General features: G+C 75.7%; 17 protein-coding genes. 14 read left to right on the top strand and 3 right to left on the bottom strand.

Annotated elements, in window-relative coordinates; genetic code table 11:
• Positions 1-56 precede the first annotated feature (56 nt).
• The 4 genes from VGH76_RS25475 to VGH76_RS25460 all read left to right on the top strand — a co-directional run bounded on the left by VGH76_RS25475 (position 57) and on the right by VGH76_RS25460 (position 4,295).
• Positions 57-1,427 carry an NYN domain-containing protein gene (locus VGH76_RS25475; protein WP_331559564.1) on the top strand — a complete coding sequence of 457 codons (1,371 nt, stop codon included), beginning with the start codon at positions 57-59 and terminating at the stop codon, positions 1,425-1,427.
• Between the two features lie 107 nt (positions 1,428-1,534).
• On the top strand, positions 1,535-1,858 hold the full coding sequence (locus VGH76_RS25470; protein ID WP_331559563.1) for a hypothetical protein: 324 nt from the start codon (positions 1,535-1,537) through the stop codon (positions 1,856-1,858).
• Between the two features lie 165 nt (positions 1,859-2,023).
• The gene (locus VGH76_RS25465; RefSeq protein ID WP_331559562.1) at positions 2,024-3,091 is read left to right on the top strand and encodes a C40 family peptidase; all 1,068 of its coding nucleotides are present in this window, start codon (positions 2,024-2,026) and stop codon (positions 3,089-3,091) included.
• Positions 3,092-3,116: 25 nt separating this feature from the next.
• Positions 3,117-4,295, top strand: coding sequence for a glycosyltransferase family 4 protein (locus VGH76_RS25460; RefSeq protein WP_331559561.1), 1,179 nt, complete (start codon positions 3,117-3,119; stop codon positions 4,293-4,295).
• Positions 4,296-4,366: 71 nt separating this feature from the next.
• On the opposite strand, the gene VGH76_RS25455 is transcribed toward VGH76_RS25460, so the two are convergent.
• On the bottom strand, positions 4,367-6,160 hold the full coding sequence (locus tag VGH76_RS25455; RefSeq protein WP_331559586.1) for a long-chain fatty acid--CoA ligase: 1,794 nt from the start codon (positions 6,158-6,160) through the stop codon (positions 4,367-4,369).
• 173 nt (positions 6,161-6,333) lie between these two features.
• On the opposite strand from VGH76_RS25455, the gene VGH76_RS25450 reads away from it, so the two are divergent.
• The 6 genes from VGH76_RS25450 (at position 6,334) to VGH76_RS25425 (ending at position 11,100) form a co-directional block, all read left to right on the top strand.
• Entirely contained in the window at positions 6,334-6,804 is a 471-nt protein-coding gene (locus VGH76_RS25450) for a polyketide cyclase / dehydrase and lipid transport (RefSeq protein ID WP_331559560.1), read from the top strand.
• A gap of 19 nt (positions 6,805-6,823) precedes the next feature.
• Positions 6,824-7,624, top strand: coding sequence for a metallophosphoesterase (locus tag VGH76_RS25445; protein WP_331559559.1), 801 nt, complete (start codon positions 6,824-6,826; stop codon positions 7,622-7,624).
• Positions 7,625-7,744: 120 nt separating this feature from the next.
• On the top strand, positions 7,745-8,176 hold the full coding sequence (locus VGH76_RS25440) for an SRPBCC family protein (protein WP_331559558.1): 432 nt from the start codon (positions 7,745-7,747) through the stop codon (positions 8,174-8,176).
• The gene (locus VGH76_RS25435) at positions 8,176-9,411 is read left to right on the top strand and encodes an ArsA family ATPase (RefSeq protein WP_331559557.1); all 1,236 of its coding nucleotides are present in this window, start codon (positions 8,176-8,178) and stop codon (positions 9,409-9,411) included. Before VGH76_RS25440 ends, VGH76_RS25435 begins: the two co-directional genes overlap by 1 nt.
• Position 9,412: 1 nt before the next feature.
• Complete coding sequence (locus VGH76_RS25430; RefSeq protein WP_331559556.1) at positions 9,413-10,144, top strand: hypothetical protein; 732 nt, start codon at positions 9,413-9,415, stop codon at positions 10,142-10,144.
• Complete coding sequence (locus VGH76_RS25425) at positions 10,138-11,100, top strand: ROK family protein (protein WP_331559555.1); 963 nt, start codon at positions 10,138-10,140, stop codon at positions 11,098-11,100. The genes VGH76_RS25430 and VGH76_RS25425 overlap by 7 nt, the downstream gene beginning before the upstream one ends.
• A 68-nt stretch (positions 11,101-11,168) precedes the next feature.
• On the opposite strand, the gene VGH76_RS25420 is transcribed toward VGH76_RS25425, so the two are convergent.
• Both VGH76_RS25420 and VGH76_RS25415 read right to left on the bottom strand, forming a co-directional pair.
• Entirely contained in the window at positions 11,169-11,828 is a 660-nt protein-coding gene (locus VGH76_RS25420) for a hypothetical protein (RefSeq protein WP_331559554.1), read from the bottom strand.
• Positions 11,825-12,637 (bottom strand): alpha/beta hydrolase, encoded by an 813-nt coding sequence (locus VGH76_RS25415; RefSeq protein WP_331559553.1) that lies wholly within the window; start codon positions 12,635-12,637, stop codon positions 11,825-11,827. Before VGH76_RS25415 ends, VGH76_RS25420 begins: the two co-directional genes overlap by 4 nt.
• A gap of 223 nt (positions 12,638-12,860) precedes the next feature.
• Between VGH76_RS25415 and VGH76_RS25410 the strand changes: the two genes are divergently transcribed.
• From VGH76_RS25410 to VGH76_RS25395, 4 genes are all read left to right on the top strand, one after another.
• Positions 12,861-13,547 (top strand): lysophospholipid acyltransferase family protein, encoded by a 687-nt coding sequence (locus VGH76_RS25410; protein WP_331559552.1) that lies wholly within the window; start codon positions 12,861-12,863, stop codon positions 13,545-13,547.
• A gap of 56 nt (positions 13,548-13,603) precedes the next feature.
• Positions 13,604-14,131 carry a polyadenylate-specific 3'-exoribonuclease AS gene (locus VGH76_RS25405; RefSeq protein WP_331559585.1) on the top strand — a complete coding sequence of 176 codons (528 nt, stop codon included), beginning with the start codon at positions 13,604-13,606 and terminating at the stop codon, positions 14,129-14,131.
• Positions 14,132-14,155: 24 nt separating this feature from the next.
• Positions 14,156-15,118: an NAD(P)-dependent oxidoreductase gene (locus tag VGH76_RS25400; RefSeq protein ID WP_331559551.1), complete on the top strand. Its 963-nt coding sequence runs from the start codon at positions 14,156-14,158 to the stop codon at positions 15,116-15,118.
• A gap of 95 nt (positions 15,119-15,213) precedes the next feature.
• Positions 15,214-16,542, top strand: coding sequence for a class II 3-deoxy-7-phosphoheptulonate synthase (locus tag VGH76_RS25395; RefSeq protein ID WP_414637819.1), 1,329 nt, complete (start codon positions 15,214-15,216; stop codon positions 16,540-16,542).
• Positions 16,543-16,679 lie beyond the last annotated feature (137 nt).

The following is a 16,679-nucleotide window of genomic DNA, read 5'->3' as shown; positions in this document are numbered from 1 at the left end:
ACGACCCCCCGACAACGTTCCCCGCGAGCCGGCCCGACGGCCGCTAACCTGGGCGAATGGCGGCCGAGGAGGTGGGTGAGCAGGGCGGGGACGACGCCCGTCCCGAACCCGACCCGGTCCCCCCGGCCGTACGGGCCGCGCTTCTGGAGGTGGCCCCCGAGACGGTCCGGGGCCGCGTCGCCGACCTCGTCTCGCAGGCTGTCGGCCAGCTGCCCGCCACCGACCTCCCCGCGACGGTGCGCCCCGTCGCCCGCTTCGCCCCCGCCAAGCGCGCCAAGGTCGGCGCCGGCCCGATGCTCGCCGCGCTCGGCAGCTCGGAGGGGTTCGCCGACGAGATCGTGTCCTGGTGGCGCGAGCACCGGCCCGAGGAGTGGGAGCCGCCGGTCCTCGAGCCCGTCCACGCCGCGGCCGTCGCGGTGCTCACCGGCGACGAGGACGCGGCGCGGGAGCTGCTGCGCGACGCGGGGGAGCGGGCCGACGTGGCCCGGCTGCGCGCGGAGCGGGACGCCGCGCTCACCCGCGCGGACCGGCTGGCCACGGACCTCGAGCGGGTCACCACCGAGCGCGACGAGGCGAAGGCGCGCGCGGCCGAGTCCACCCCGGACCTGTCCGACGAGGTCGCCAAGCTGCGGACCCGGCTGCGCGAGCAGGGCGTCCGGGTCCGCCGCGCCGAGGACGCCGCGGCCGAGGCCACCGCCCGGCTGGCGGACGACCGCGGCGAGGAGCACCGCGAGCTCGAGGACCTGCGCCGCGAGCGCGCCCGGGACCGGGAGGCGCTGGCGGCGGCGGAGGCGCGGGCCCGCCGGGCGACCGCCGAGCTGGAGACCGCCCGCCGCGCCGCGCACGAGGCCCGCCGCGCCGACGACGCCCGGCTCGCGCTGCTCGTCGACACCGTCGCGGGCGCCGCCGCGGGGCTGCGCCACGAGCTCGGGCTGCGCGTCGACGACCACCACGTCGGGCCGCGACCCGCCGAGCTCGTCGGCTCCGCCGACCGCGCCCCGATGGCGCGCGTGACCGACCCCGCCGCGCTCGACCGGCTGCTCGCCCTGCCCGAGGTCCACCTGATGGTGGACGGCTACAACGTCACCAAGACCGGCTGGCCGAGCCTCTCGCTGGCCTCCCAGCGCGAGCGGCTGGTCACCGCGGTCGCCCCGCTCGCGGCGCGCACGCAGGCCGAGACGACGCTGGTGTTCGACGGCGCCGGGATCACCGGGGTGCCCACCGCGTCCGTGCGGGGCGTCCGGGTGCTCTTCTCCGACCCCGGGGTCATCGCCGACGACCTCATCCGCCGGCTCGTCGACGCCGAGCCCGAGGGGCGCCCGCTCGTGGTGGTCACCTCCGACCGGGCGGTGGTCGACTCGGTGCGCCGCCGGGGGGCGCACCCGGTGCCCTCGAGCGTCCTGCTCGCCCGACTCGCCCGCATCTGAGACCTGGGTCACATCCGCGGGACGGGACCGGCGTCGTTGTCGGACCCCCCACCTACCGTCCGCCGCGACTCCCCCCGAGAGCCGGGGGCCGACCGGCGGAGGCCGAGATGATCATCGACTGCGACACGTGCGTGGTGCGCCACCAGGCCTGCGACGACTGCGTCGTCGGCGTGCTCCTGGGCACCCCGGAGGTGCCGGCGCGGTCGGGGGCGACGGCGGGTCGCGTGACCGCCCCGGAGCCGCGCGAGCCCGCCGAGCCCGGCGCGCCCCTGCCGGTGGAGTTCGGCCCCGTGGAGCGCCGCGCCCTCGAGGTGCTCGCCGACCACGGCCTCATCCCGCACCTGCGCCTGGTGACGGCGGCGCCGGAGGCCCCCGACGACGGACGGACGGCCCCGCGCCGGGCGGGCGGCCGACGACGCGACGCCGGCTGACGGGCGCCGGGGAACCACCGTCCGGCGCCGGCCGCGCCGGGCAGGGGATCCACGCGGATCGTCGCGGGACCTGGTTCGTTACCGTCCCGACACCTCTCGCCGACGAGCTCCCCGCCCGGGTCCGTCGAGCAGGTCCCTCCCTGTTCGAGAAAGGGTTCCCCGCCCGTGATCCCCGGACCGGCTCCCCGGCGTGCGCGGCTGGCCACCGCCCCCGCGGTCCTCGTGCTGCTCGCCCTGCTCGCCGTCCTCGGGCCCGGGCTGCTGGCCCCGGTCGCCGCGGCGGCCGACCCGATCGTCCCGCCGAACGCGAACGACGTGGTCCGGCGCCTCGCTGACGCCAACGCCCGCGCGGAGGCCGCGAACGAGCAGGCCATGGGGGCCAGGGAGCAGCTCCCCGTCAAGCGCGCCGAGGCCGACCGGACTGCGAGGGCGGCCGTCGCGTCCCGCACCGCGGTCGACGCCGCGCACGGGCGCCTCGAGAAGGCCTACACCTCGGTCGACCAGCTGACCCGCAGCACCTACCAGGGTAGTGGCCTCGACCAGCTCGGCGCACTGCTCTCCAGCCCCTCGCCGCAGGACTACCTCGACAAGGTCGCCCTCCTCGACACCGTCTCCGAGGCCAACCGGGCGGTGCTGCAGGGCTACCTCGATGCCTCCTCCGCCGCCGAGGCCGCGCAGCACGACGCCGACACCCGCGCGGTCGACGCGAAGCGCGCCGCCGACGACGCCCTCCGGGCCGTCACCGACGCCGCCCGGACCAAGGCCGAGGCCGACCGCGACGTGGCCGCGGCGAACGCCGCCCTGGCCCGCCTGTCGCCCGCCGACCGCGCCGAGCTGCGCAGCGGCGGCGTCACGAACTTCCCGACGACGATCGCGGGCACCTCGCTGGGGATCGACGCGCTGCGGGCCGCCCTCACCCGCCAGGGCGCCCCCTACGTGTGGGGGGCCACCGGACCGCGCACGTTCGACTGCTCCGGGCTCGTGCAGTGGGCCTACCGGCAGATCGGGATCGCGATGCCGCGGGTCGCCGCCGCGCAGCAGCAGGTCGGGAGCCCGGTCACGCCCGAGCAGGCCCAGCCCGGCGACCTGGTGTTCTTCGGCGACCCGGCCTACCACGTGGGGATCTATGTGGGCGGTGGGGAGTTCCTCGAGGCACCGCAGTCCGGGGACGTCGTCAAGGTGGCGCCGCTGCGCGGCAACATCTCGGCGATCCGGCGGATCGCGCCCGCCTGATCCGGCGTCTGGGAGGGTGCCGGGCGTGACCGTGCCCGCCGGGACGAGGACGCTGCTCGTCACCAACGACTTCCCGCCCCGGCCCGGCGGCATCCAGTCCTACCTGCACGAGCTCGCCGTCCGGCTCCCGGCGGGCGCCCTCACCGTGCTCGCCTCGACCTGGCCCGACGCCCACGACACCGACGAACGCTGCGCCGGGTTCGATGCCGCCCAGCCATTCGCCGTGCACCGCTTCCCGACGACGGTGATGCTGCCGAGCCCCGCCGCCACCCGCCGGGCCGTCGAGCTCGCCCGCGCCGAGGGCTGCGACACGATCTGGTTCGGCGCCGCCGCGCCCCTCGCGCTCATGGCGCCGGTCCTGCGGCGCCGCGCCGGGGTCTCGCGGGTGCTCGCGAGCACCCACGGCCACGAGGTCGGGTGGTCGATGCTGCCCGGCGCGCGACAGGCGCTGCGGCGCATCGGCCGCGGCACCGACGTCGTCACCACCGTCAGCCGTTACACCCGCGGGCGCATCGCCGCGGCCATGGGACCCGACGCCGCGCTCGAGCCGCTCCCGCCAGGCATCGACACCCACCGCTTCGCCCCCGACCGGGGCGCGCGGGAGACGATCCGGGCCCGCTACGGCCTCGGGGACCGGCCGGTGGTCGGCTGCGTGTCGCGCCTGGTGCGGCGCAAGGGGCAGGACGTCCTCGTCCGCGCGCTGCCCGCCGTGCGGCGCCGGGTGCCGGGGACGGCGCTGCTGGTCGCGGGCGACGGCCCTGACCGCGACCGCCTGCACCGGCTGGCCCGCCAGCACGACGTCGCCGACCACGTGGTGTTCACCGGCCCCGTCGCGCACGAGGAGATCCCTGCCCACCACGCCGCCCTCGACGTGTTCGCCCTGCCCTGCCGCACGCTCGGGGGCGGGCTCGACGTCGAGGGGCTCGGGATCGTGCTGCTCGAGGCCTCCGCGTGCGGCGTGCCGGTGGTCGCGGGGCGCTCGGGCGGGGCGCCGGAGACGGTGCGCGGCGGCCCGCCCGGCACCCGCACCGGTCGGCTCACCGACGGCCGCGACCCGGCCGACGTCGCCGAGGTCGTGGCGGACCTGCTCGCCGACCCGGACGCCGCGGCGATGGCGGGTGCGGCCGGGCGACGGTGGATGCAGGCGGAGTGGACGTGGACCTCGCGCGCTCGCCGACTGGCCGCGCTGGCCCGTCCGGAGTAGCCCCGGAACGGCCGGTTCGTGACCTTCTCGGGTCATCAACCGGCCGTTCGTGCCGTCAGGGGCGCCGGGGATCAGCGCTGCGCGTACACCTGCTCGATGTCGTCGGCGCGCTGGTCGGCGATCACGTTGCGCTTGAGCTTCATCGTCGGGGTGAGCTCGCCGGAGTCCTCGGTGAAGTCGGAGGTCAGGATGCGGAACCGCTTCACCGACTCCGCCTTCGAGACCGCGGAGTTCCCGTCGTCGACCGCGGCCTGGATCTCGGCGCGGAGGTCCTCGTCGCCGGCAAGCTCCTCGGCCGTCGTGCCCGACTTGCCGTGCTCGGACGCCCAGTCCGGCAGCGCCTCGGGGTCGAGGGTGACGAGGGCGGCCACGTAGGGGCGGTTGTCCCCGACGACGAGCGCCTGGCTGACCAGCCGGTGGGCGCGGATTCGGTCCTCGATCACGGCGGGCGCGACGTTCTTGCCGCCCGCGGTGACGATCAGCTCCTTCTTGCGCCCGGTGATGGAGAGGAAGCCGTCGTCGAGGGTCCCGATGTCGCCGGTGTGGAACCAGCCGTCGACCAGAGTCTCCTCGGTGGCCTCCTGGTTGCGCCAGTAGCCGCCGAACACCACGTCGCCCTTGGCGAGCACCTCGCCGTCGTCGGCGATCGCGACCGTGACGCCGGGCAGCGGGCGCCCGACGGTGCCGACCCGCAGCGTGTTCTCGCCGTTCGCGGTGACGGCCGCGCTGGTCTCGGTGAGGCCGTAGCCCTCGTAGATCGGGATGCCGACGCCGCGGAAGAAATGTCCGATGCGCTTCCCGAGCGCCGAGCCGCCGGAGACCGCCCCGCGGCACTGCCCGCCGAGGGCCTCGCGGAGCTTGCCGTAGACCAGCGCGTCGAACACCGCGTGCTTGGCGCGCAGCAGCAGGCCGGGCCCGGAGCCGTCCAGCGCCGTCGAGTACTCCACCGCCGTCGACTCGGCGAGATCGAAGATCCGGCCCTTGCCGCCCTGGTACGCCTTCTGCTTGGCCGCGTTGTAGACCTTCTCGAACACCCGCGGCACCGAGAGCACGAAGTCCGGCTTGAAGCGCGGCAGCTCGCTCGAGAGCTTCGAGGTGTCGGCGAAGTGCCCGACGACGTAGCGGTGCTCCTGGGCGGCGATCTGCACCACGCGCGCGAAGATGTGGGCGAGCGGGAGGAAGAGCAGCGTCGAGTTCCCCGGCTGCATCAGGCTGCCGAACACCTCACCGGCCGCGCGCACCTCGAACAGCAGGTTGCGGTGGGTGATCACGCAGCCCTTCGGCCGCCCGGTGGTGCCGGAGGTGTAGATCAGCGTCGCCGGGTCGTCGGCACGCACGCCCGTGCGGCGGGCCTCGACGTCGGCGTCGGAGACCCCGGCGCCCGCCTCCTTGAGCGCCTCGACCGCGGGCGACGAGCCGTCGATCTGCCAGATGTGGGTGAGGTCGGGGAGCGAGCCGAGGACCTCGTCGAGGGTGGCGCGGTGCTCGTCGGTCTCGACGATCACGCCGCGGGCCTCCGAGTTCGACAGGCACCACTCGTACTGCGAGGCCGAGGAGGTCTCGTAGATCGGCAGCCCGGCGCACCCGGCGGTCCAGAGCGCGTAGTCGAGCAGCGTCCACTCGTAGCGGGTGCGGGCGACGATGCCGACCCGGTCGCCCGGCTGCAGGCCCGCGGCGACGAACCCCTTGGCGACGGCGAGCACCTCGTCGCGGAACTCGCGGAACGTGACCGGCGTCCACTCGCCGTCGACGGCGCGGCGGTAGGCGATCTCGTCGGGGTGCTCGGCGGCGTTGTCCCACACCGCGTCGGTGAGCCGGTCGTCGTCCGCCACCTTCGCCGCGGCCGGCACGCTGTACTCCTGCACCCCGAACACACCCTCTCGCTCGCCCGGAGTCCTCGACGACCCCCGGTGCGCGCAGCCTAGGGCGAGGGCCGGGGTCCGTCACTACCCTGAAGTAACCGGGCGAATCGCCTGTACCGGACGAACCCCGCCGGCTCCCCGGTGCGGAGCAGGTGATCGTCGGGCAGGCTGGGTCCGTGGCCGCCCTCGACGTGATCGACGATACGTTCGTGCTCGCCGCGCGGGCGGAGGTCGCCGCCGCCTTCGCCGACCCCGCCACCTGGCCGCGGCTCTGGCCGGACCTCGACCTGACGGTCTTCGCCGACCGCGGCGAGGCCGGCGTCCGCTGGTCGGTCACCGGTCGCTGGGTCGGCAGCGCCGAGGTCTGGTGCGAGCCGGTGGTGCTCGGCCCGTCCGCCAGGAGGCCGCACCCCGGCCCCGGTGACGAGCCCGCCGCCGAGGAGGGCACGTTGCTGCACTGGTTCCTGCGTGTGGACCCCGCGCCCGGCCCCGAGGGGGCACCCGCGCGGCGCGTGCTCCGGGGGCGCTCCGGCGCGGCGCGGGAGGCGCTGCGTCGCCAACGGGCCGCCAAGGAGATCGCGTTCGGCCTCAAGGACTCCCTCGAGCGGGGGCGCCGCCCGGGCGAGCCCGCGGTGCCCGCGGCCTGAAGACAGGACCTGCTCGACAGTGTTGGTTCACGTCGTCTCCGATGTCCACGGCAACGCCACCGACCTCGCCCGTGCCGCCGAGGGCGCCGAGGGCCTGCTCGTGCTCGGCGACCTCCTCGACTTCGTCGACTACGACGACCCCACCCAGGGGATCCTCGCCGAGATCCTCGGCCCGGAGGCCACCGTCGAGTTCGCGCGGCTCCGCGCCGAGGGCGGCCCGGGAGCGCTGCGCGAGTACACGCGGGCGCTGTGGGCCGACGTCGACGACCCGGCGGGCCAGGTCGACGCCGCCGTGCGCCGCCGCTACGAGCAGATGTTCGCCGTGCTCGGCTCCTTCGACGTCCCCGTCTGGCTGATCCCGGGCAACGTCGACGTGCCTGAGCTGTGGCCGGAGTTCCTCGCCAAGCACCCGCAGCTGCAGGTGGTCGACGGCGAGGTGGTCGAGATCGGCGACCGGCGCGTCGGCTTCGTCGGCGGGGTGCCCCTGCCGCCCGGGGTCGAGCCGCGGGCACGGATCTTCCGGTCCTACATGCGGGAGGCGGGTGAGTTCGAGGCGGCGGTCGAGGCGCTGGGGCCGGTCGACGTGCTGTGCAGCCACGCGCCGCCCGCGGTGGCCGAGCTGGCCTTCGACGTCGTCGCCCGCACCCACGAGCTGACCTCACCCGCCCTGCTCGAGCACGTCCGTGTCCACCGGCCCCGCCTGGCGCTCTTCGGGCACGTGCACGCCCCGCTCACGACGCGGATGCGCATCGGGCCGACGGAGTGCGTCAACGTCGGGCACTTCCGGCGCCGGGGGGTCGCGGCCACGGCGCGCTGGTGACCGGCGCCTCACCCGCGGGAGGAGCGCTGATCACGCGTGAGATGCGTCGCCCCCCGGCCGGCGTGCCCCAGGTGACGGCGGGGACGAACGGATCCCGACGCGACGGTAGCCTTCCGCGCCATGGCGGACGAGTCGACACAGTCCATCACCATCGCGGCCGGGCCGGCGGCGGTGCTCGACGTGATCGCCGACTTCCCCTCCTACCCGGAGTGGGCGGACTCCATCACCTCGGCGAAGGTCCTCACCAACGACGACGAGGGCCGCCCCGAACAGGTCCGGTTCACCCTCGACGCCGGTCCCCTGAAGGATACCTACGTGCTCGCCTACGACTGGGTCGACGACGGCGTCACCTGGGATCTCGTCTCGGGCCAGATGCAGCGCGGCCAGCGCGGGCGGTACCGGCTCGAGGGCTCCGGGGAGGAGACCACCACCGTGACCTACACGCTGTCCGTCGACCTGGCGGTGCCGATGCCGGGCCTGATCAAGCGCCGGGCCGAGAAGCGGATCATGGACACGGCGCTGAGCGGCCTCAAGCGCCGCGTGGAGGGCTAGTGCGCGTCCTGCTGTTCACCGGCAAGGGCGGGGTGGGCAAGACGACCACCGCGGCCGCGACGGCGGTGGCGCTCGCCCGCGCGGGCCGCAAGGTCCTCGTGCTCTCCACCGACTCCGCGCACTCACTCGGCGACGCCTTCGCCGCCGACCTCGGCGGGGAGCCGGCCGAGGTCACGCCGACCCTGCCCGGGCTGTTCGCCGCCCACATCGACACCCGGGCGCTCGTCGACGAGGCCTGGGAGCCGCTGCGCGCGCAGCTGCGGACGCTGCTGGCGGGCGCCGGCGTCGACGAGCTCGTCGCCGACGAGCTCACCGTGCTCCCGGGCGTGGAGGAACTGCTCGCGCTCGAGCAGGTCCGGCGGGCCACCGAGGACGGGCCGTGGGAGGTCGTCGTCGTCGACTGCGGCCCGACAGCCGAGACGTTGCGCCTGCTCAGCCTGCCCGAGGCGGTCGGCGGCTACCTCGAGCGGCTCTTCCCGGCACACCGCCGGGCCGTCCGCGGCGTGCTGGCCGGGCTCGCGGGCAGCGGCGCGCAGGTCGCGAAGTGGGATGCCGCGGCAGCCTCCCTGTCCCGCCTGGCCGAGCAGCTCTCCGGGCTGCGCGCCCTGCTCGCCGACCAGACCACGACGACGATCCGGCTGGTCCTCACCCCGGAGCGCGTCGTCGCGGCCGAGACCCGCCGCACGCTCACCGCGCTCGCGCTGCACGAGCTGCACGTCGACGGCGTCGTCGCGAACCGGCTCGTCCCGGACCCGGGAACCGGGCGCGGCGCCGCCGCCTCCTGGATGCGCGAGCGCCGCCGGGAGCAGCAGGAGGTGCTCGCCGAGCTCGAGGAGCTGACCGCCGGCATGGGCGTCCCGGTGCGCGCGGTCGGGCACCGGGCGGGCGAGCCGGTCGGGCCCGAGGAGCTCGCCGCGCTCGCCGACGACCTCTACGGCGACGCCGACCCGCTCGCGGGCGGGTGCGCGCGCCCGCTGCTGGAGCTGCGCCGGACCGCGGGGGAGGGCACGTCCACCGACAGCGAGTACGTGCTGGACCTGCAGGTGCCTGGCATCGGCGACGGCGAGGTCGACCTCGCCCGCATCGGCGACGAGCTCGCGGTGACCGTCGCGGGACGCCGCCGCACCGTGGCCCTCCCGCCGGTGCTGCGCCGCTGCGACGTCATCGGCGCCGACCTCGACGACGACGTGCTCTCGGTGGCGTTCCGCCCCGACCCGTCGGTCTGGATGCAGTGACGTGACGGGACCGGGGGGCACCGAGGCGGACCGCGCGGCGCGCGAGCGGCTGGCCCGGGAGGCGCGGGCGACGGCGACGACGCTGCTGGACTGGGTCGGCACCCGGGTCGACGGGGCGGCCACCCCGCGCGCCGGGACCACGCGCCCACCTCAGAGCGCCGGGCCGTGCACCTGGTGCCCGGTGTGCGCCCTGGTCGCGGCTGTGCGCGGGGAGCAGTCCGAGCTCACCGCGCACCTCGCCGAGCAGGCGTCCGCGCTCCTCGTCGTGCTGCGCCTGCTGCTGCAGTCGCACGTCCACGAGCACCCCGCCTCCGGGACGGCGACCCCGGAGGGCCCGGCGGCGGCCCGCACCGCGCCGGAGCCCGAGGCCGAGCGCGGTCCGGGCGAGGCCGGCCCCGACGTGCCCTGGGACGCCCCGCACGCGCACTTCGACCCCGACCCCGCGCCCCCGGGCCCGGCCCCGGACGGGCCCCGCGTCGCCCCGGAGCGGCCCACCGGCAAGCGGGGCCCGCGTCCCAGTCCCCGCCACGGCTCCGCGGGCGGCCCGGCCGCGCCGCCGCCGGCCGCGCCGCCGCCTCCGGCCACCCCGACCAAGGCCACCCCGACCAAGGCCACCCCGGCCCCGACGACGCCGGTGGTCACGGGGACCCGGGCCCCCGTCGGTCCCGCGCCCAGCCGCTCCACCCGCGGCGTGCAGCGCATCCCCGTCCGCCGCCGGCCGCGCCCGTGCTGACCGTCGGCGTCGACGTCGGGGGGACCACCGCCAAGGCCGGGCTCGTGGACGCCGACGGGACCCTGCTCACCACCCGCATCGCCCCCACCCCACGCGCACCCCGCGACCTCGACGACATCGTGGCCGGCCTGGTGGAGCACCTGGTCGGCGAGGCGCGCGCGGACGGCCGGGAGGTGGCCGCGGTCGGGCTGGCGGTGGCGGGGTTCGTCGATCCGGACCGCCGCGCGGTCTCCTTCGGCGCCCACCTGCCGTGGCGGGACGAACCCGTGGTCGCGACCATGACCGAGCGGCTCGGGCTGCCGGTGACCCTCGAGCACGACGCCAACGCCGCGGGCCTGGCCGAGCACCGGGTGGGTGCGGCGGCCGGCGCGCGCGTCGCGGTCCTGGTCGCGCTCGGCACCGGCATCGGAGCCGCGCTGCTCGTCGAGGGCACCGTGTTCCGGGGCGCGTTCGGCGTCGCCCCCGAGCTGGGGCACCTCGTGCTCGTGCCGGACGGCCGCCCGTGCCCGTGCGGCAAGCGGGGCTGCCTCGAGCGCTACTGCAGCGGGACCGCCCTCGGTACCGGCGCCGACGAGCTCGTCTCGGCCGGCGAGGACTTCACGACGCTCCGGGCGGCCTGGGAGCGCGGGCTGCCCCTGACCGGCCGCGACGTCGCGCACGCCGCGGCCGCAGGTGACGCGCTGGCCCGCCGCGTGGTCGCGGACTTCGCGGGCTGGCTCGGACGCGGTCTCGCGCTCGTCGCCGACGTGTTCGACCCCGACGTCGTCGTGATCGGCGGCGAGGTGTCCGCCTCCGCCGAGCTCTTCCTCGACGACGCCGTGCGGGTCTACGGCGAGGAGATCACCGGCCGGGGCCACCGGCGGCTCGCCAAGGTACGGCCCGCGGTGCTCGGCGGGGACGCCGGCGTCATCGGCGCGGCGCTCGACGCCCGCGAGAGATGCGCTTCGCGCACGTGAGCCCTATCGGCGTGCTCCCCTGATTCCGTCGTATGACACGGATCAGTGCTCACAGGCGCGAAGCGCACCTATACGGTCCCGTGCCGGTCCGACCCCGACCCGTCGTCGTCGTCGGACGAGCGGCGCATCCCCACCACCAGCCAGCCCAGGCCGGCCGCCATCGCGAGCAGCCCCGGCACGACGCCCAGCCCGACGAGCTGACCGCCGACGAGCGCGGGCAGCGCGAGGAGCACCACCCCGACGACCAGGAGCAGCAGGCCCAGCAGGCTCGAGAGACCGATCCGCGGCAGCGCCGGCGGCTCGGGCGGCACGAAGTGGTCGTGGTCGCGCGCGGCGGCCGGGCCGGGGGTGACCTCCTGGCGCGGCGGCGGGGTCTCGGTGCCGGACCCGCGGGGCTCCGCGACCCGCGGCGCGTCGGGCGGCGGGGCCGGGGTCGCGTCGAAGAGGTCGGCGGGACGGCGTTCCGGGTGCGCCTCGGGCTGCCCCTGCGGCGGCGTCGCGACCCCGATCCGCGAGGAGGGGCCGTCGTCGGGAGAACCGGTCGACCCGTCGGGCCATCGCGGGGCGTCGGTGCCGGCCCACTCGGCGACGATCGCCGCGAACTCCGCATCGACGTCCTCGGGCAGCTCGAACCGCCGGGCTCCGGCCGACCCCGGCGGGCGGGAGGCGTCGTCGGAGCGGCGGGGAGTCTCCGGCCGGGGGGTGTCCTCGGGGTCGGGGGCGCTCATGCGGGGTTCCCTGCGGTCGAGCCGGTGGGTGTGGGGGAGGACGACGCGGTCCGCGCCGCGTCGACGCGCCGCGCGAAGGCGGCGCCGCCCTCGAAGATCGTCGGGGCGTCGTGGTCGAGCGTCGCGACGTGGTAGCTGTCGCGCAGCACCACCTCGGCGACGTCGGTCGAGGAGATGCCCTCGAGCACCAGGCGGGCGTTCACCGGTTCGACGACGTGGTCGGCGGTCGAGCGGTAGAGCAGCGTCGGCTGGCGCACGCGGGGGAGGTCGGACCGGACGAGGTCCCACAGCTCGGTGAGCGAGACGAAGGCCCGCAGCGGCACCCGGTCGTACGCGAGCTCGGTCACCCCGGGCTTCGCGACGTCGTTCGCGACGGCGTTCGCCCACGGCCACACCCGGGCGAGGTGGCGGGCGAAGGCGGCGTCGCGCCGCAGCGTCGTCACCGACGGGTTGACCAGGCAGATGCCGGCGATCGCGTCGCCGTACTCCTCGGCGAGGCGCAGCGCGAGCGTGCCGCCCATCGACAGCCCGAAGACGAACACCGAGCGGCACCGCCCGGCCAGCTCGTCGACGGCGCGGGCCAGCTCGCCGTACCAGTCGGGCCAGCGCGTGGCCTGCATGTCCCGCCAGTGCGTGCCGTGCCCCGGCAGGCGCGGGCCGCGGACCGCGAAGCCCTGCGCCGCGAGGTGCTCGCCCCACGGCCGCATGCTCTGCGGGGTGCCGGTGAAGCCGTGCGAGAGGACCACGCCGATCCCGGGCTCGCCCGGGGGATCGGCGGAGAACGGCTCCGCCCCGAGCATCACGGGCACGAGCGCCTCCTGCACCAGGGTTCGTCCGGGCGCCGAACGCTGCGCCACCCGGAGCCCATCGTGGCACGTCCCACACGCGTGCGATACGGCCAGGTGCCCGAACCGGTGCTGTTGTCGGCACACCACCGGGTGAGGTGTACGACGCGACGTCGTTGTCGGCCACGGTGCGCCTGCCTACGCTGCGACGTCCGGGGGTTTCCGGGGGCGGCGAGGAGGGAGCGCGGTGCTGTACTGGCTCATGAAGTGGGTGTTCCTCGGGCCGCTGATGCGCCTCGCGTTCCGCCCCGAGGTGCGCGGGGCGGACAACCTGCCCCGCTCCGGTGGCGCCCTCGTCGCGTCCAACCACCTCGCGGTGATCGACTCCTTCGTCCTGCCCCTCATGGTGCCCCGGCGGATGGCCTTCCCGGCCAAGGCCGAGTACTTCACGACGCCGGGTCCGATCGGCACCCTGCAGCGCTGGTTCTTCAGCGGGATGGGGCAGGTCCCGATCGAGCGGGGCAACGGGCGGGCCGCCCGGGCCGCGCTCGACACCGGCATCGGGGTGCTGCGCGAGGGCCGGCTCTTCGGCATCTACCCCGAGGGCACCCGCTCACCCGACGGCCGGCTCTACAAGGGCCGCACCGGGGTGGCGCGGATGGCGCTGGAGGCGCAGGTCCCCGTCGTGCCGGTCGCGATGGTCGGCACCGACCGCGCGAACCCCGTCGGGTCCCGCTTCTGGCGGCCGGTCAAGATCAAGATCGTGATCGGGGAGCCGCTTGACTTCTCGCGGTACTTCGGCATCGCCGACGACCGCCAGGTGGAGCGCGCCCTCACCGACGAGGTGATGTACGCGCTCATGGAGCTCTCCGGCCAGGAGTACGTCGACGTCTACGCCTCCAAGGCCAAGGAGTCCTCGGACCAGGCCGCCTGAGCCACCCCCGGGGGGAACCGGAACCGCGCGTACCGGCCGGGGGACAATAGGTGGCCGTGGCACGGATCTTCTACGACTGCGAGTTCATCGAGGACGGGACCACCATCGAGCTGGTCTCCCTGGGCGCCGTCGACGAAGCCGGCCGCGAGTTCTACGCGGTCTCCCGCCAGTTCGACCCGCTGCGGGCGGGCCCCTGGGTGCGCAAGAACGTGCTCGACAAGCTCCCGCCGAGCTCGGACCCGGTGTGGTGCAGCCGGCTGCAGATCCGCGAGGGCTTCTACGAGTTCGTGACGGCCGGCGCGGGCGAGGTCGAGCTGTGGGCGTGGAACGCGCCCTACGACCACGTCGTGATCGCCCAGCTCTGGGGGGCGATGCCGGACCTGCCGCGCGCCCTGCCCCGCTTCACCCGTGACCTGCGCCAGCGCTGGGAGGACGTCGGGCGGCCCGCGCTGCCGAGCCCGCCCGACGACGCCCACGACGCGCTCGCCGACGCCCGGCACAACCTGCGCAAGTGGGAGGTCATCGACGCCCGCTGGCGCGAGCTGGGCATGGCAGGCGTCGAGGCGCGTGACGCACGGCGCTGAACGCCCGGGGCTCGCCGTGGCAGGGTGATCGACGTGCGCATCGGGCTGGTCGGCGGTGGGTTCCCGGCGGTGCGGCGCTGCCTGGAGGCGGCGCTCGCGGAGGGGGTGCCAGGTCTCGACCACGTCGAGCTCGTGGATGTTCCCCACGCGGCGCCGGAGCCGGTGGACGTCCTCTCCCCGCTGGGGAGCACGATCGACGGGGCGTTGATGGACGCCTGCGGCGCGCGGTTCGTCCAGCAGTTCGGGGTCGGGGTGTCGGGAGTCGACCTGGACGCCGCCACGGAGCGCGGCATCCCCGTGGCCAACGTCCCGGGCGGCGACTCGGGCAATGCGACCGCCGTCGCCGAGCTCGCGATGCTCCTGCTGCTCGCCGTGCTCCGTCGCTTCGAGGAGGCCCGGGCGAACGTCGCCGAGAAGGCGGTCGGGTCGCCGATGGGGACGATGCTGCGGGGCCGGACGGTGGCGGTGCTCGGGACCGGCGACATCGGCGTCGAGGTGGCGCGCCGGCTCGCGGCGTTCGGGGTCCACGTCGTCGGGATCGGGCGGCGGGGAGCCGACGCGTACCCGGACGCGGCCGCCGTCGTCGGGACCCTCCGCCGCGCCGACGAGCTGCCCGCGGCGCTCGACGGTGTCGACGACCTCGTCGTCGCCTGCCCGCTCACCGAGGCGACCCGCGGCATCGTCGGCGACGCCGCCCTCGCCGCCCTGCGTCCCGGGGGACACCTGGTCAACATCGCGCGCGGCCCCGTCGTCGACCGCGACGCCCTGCTTGCGGCGCTGCGCTCCGGGCGGCTCGCCGGCGCCGGGCTCGACGTCACCTGGACCGAGCCGATCGACCCGCACGACGACCTGCTCGCCGAGAACGTCGTCGTGACCCCGCACGTCGGGGGCATCACCGAGGAGTCCTACGCGGGCATGGCGCGCGGGTTCGTCGCCAACGTCGGCCGCTGGGCGCGCGGCGAGGAGATCGCGCACCGCGTCTGCTGAGGCTCCTCCGCGGCGCGCCCGTAAGCTCGTGTCTCGTGTGGTCCGTCGATCTGCCCGTGGATGCCCTGCCCGGCCTGCCGCCCCTGCCCGCCGAGATGCGCGAGCGCCTGGACGCGGCGCTGTCGCGGCCGGCGGCCCAGCAGCCGGACTGGCCGGATGCCTCGGCGGTGCTCGACGTCCGGACGGTGCTCGAGCACGTGCCGCCGATCACGGTGCCCTCCGAGATCGACCGGTTGCGGGACCAGTTGGCGGCGGTCGCCCGGGGCGAGGCGTTCCTGCTGCAGGGCGGGGACTGCGCGGAGACCTTCGCCGACAACACCGAGCCGCACCTGCGGGGCAACATCCGCACGTTGTTGCAGATGGCGGTGGTGCTGACCTACGGCGCCTCGACGCCGGTGGTCAAGATCGGGCGGATCGCCGGGCAGTACGCGAAGCCGCGCTCGTCGGCCAACGACGCGTTCGGGTTGCCGTCCTACCGCGGGGACATGGTCAACTCGCTGGCGGCCAACGCGGAGCTGCGGGTGCCCGACCCCGGCCGGATGATCCGGGCGTACGCGAACGCATCGGCGGCGATGAACCTGACGCGGGCGCTGACCTCCGGCGGGATGGCCGACCTGCACGAGGTGCACGACTGGAACCGCGAGTTCGTGCGCACCTCGGCGGCGGGGGAGCGCTACGAGGCGGTGGCCGCGGAGATCGACCGGGCGCTGCGGTTCATGTCGGCGTGCGGGGTGACCGACCACTCGCTGCACTCCACGGAGATCTACGCCAGCCACGAGGCGCTGGTGCTGGACTACGAGCGGGCGCTGCTGCGTCTGGACTCCACCCGCCGCGACGACCCCCGGCTGTTCTCGCTGGGGGCCCACTTCCTGTGGATCGGGGAGCGGACCCGGGCGCTCGACGGCGCGCACATCGCGTTCGCGGAGCTGCTCGCCAACCCGATCGGGGTCAAGATCGGGCCGTCGACCACCCCGGAGCAGGCCGTGGAGTACGTCGAGCGGCTCGACCCGCGCCAGGAGGCCGGCCGGTTGACGCTGATCTCCCGGATGGGGGCGGGGAAGGTCCGCGAGGTGCTGCCGGCGATCGTGGAGAAGGTGACCGCGTCGGGCCACCAGGTGATCTGGCAGTGCGACCCGATGCACGGCAACACCTACGAGGCCACCACCGGGTTCAAGACCCGCCACTTCGACCAGGTCGTCGACGAGGTGCAGGGCTTCTTCGAGGTCCACCACCGGCTGGGCACCCATCCCGGCGGCATCCACGTCGAGCTCACCGGCGAGAACGTCACCGAGTGCCTCGGTGGCGCCCAGGACATCTCCGACTCCGACCTCGCCGGGCGCTACGAGACCGCCTGCGACCCGCGGCTGAACACCCAGCAGTCGTTGGAGCTGGCGTTCCTGACGGCGGAGATGCTGCGGCACTAGGAGGCCGCTGAACAAGTGGGTGTTGGGTGGGCGGGGCGCCTCGGCAGTCGTGCTGCGGTCAGCACCCGGGGGTGCGACAAGAGGTCGCCCCGCCCGGCGGTGATGGTGGCGTGGGTGTCGGTGCGGTGTCCAGGGTG

Origin of the sequence: Actinomycetospora sp. (genome assembly GCF_036497585.1) — a bacterium.
Taxonomy (GTDB): domain Bacteria; phylum Actinomycetota; class Actinomycetes; order Mycobacteriales; family Pseudonocardiaceae; genus Actinomycetospora.
This window is presented reverse-complemented; position numbering and strand designations above follow the sequence as displayed.

What these genes read in the sequence shown, in the direction of transcription:
- VGH76_RS25440 (WP_331559558.1), top strand. Translation starts at nt 7,745, where the DNA reads ATGGCGGACGAGTCGACACAGTCCATCACCATCGCGGCCGGGCCGGCG.
- VGH76_RS25420 (WP_331559554.1), bottom strand. Translation starts at nt 11,828, where the DNA reads ATGAGCGCCCCCGACCCCGAGGACACCCCCCGGCCGGAGACTCCCCGC.
- VGH76_RS25470 (WP_331559563.1), top strand. Translation starts at nt 1,535, where the DNA reads ATGATCATCGACTGCGACACGTGCGTGGTGCGCCACCAGGCCTGCGAC.
- VGH76_RS25395 (WP_414637819.1), top strand. Translation starts at nt 15,214, where the DNA reads ATGCGCGAGCGCCTGGACGCGGCGCTGTCGCGGCCGGCGGCCCAGCAG.
- VGH76_RS25475 (WP_331559564.1), top strand. Translation starts at nt 57, where the DNA reads ATGGCGGCCGAGGAGGTGGGTGAGCAGGGCGGGGACGACGCCCGTCCC.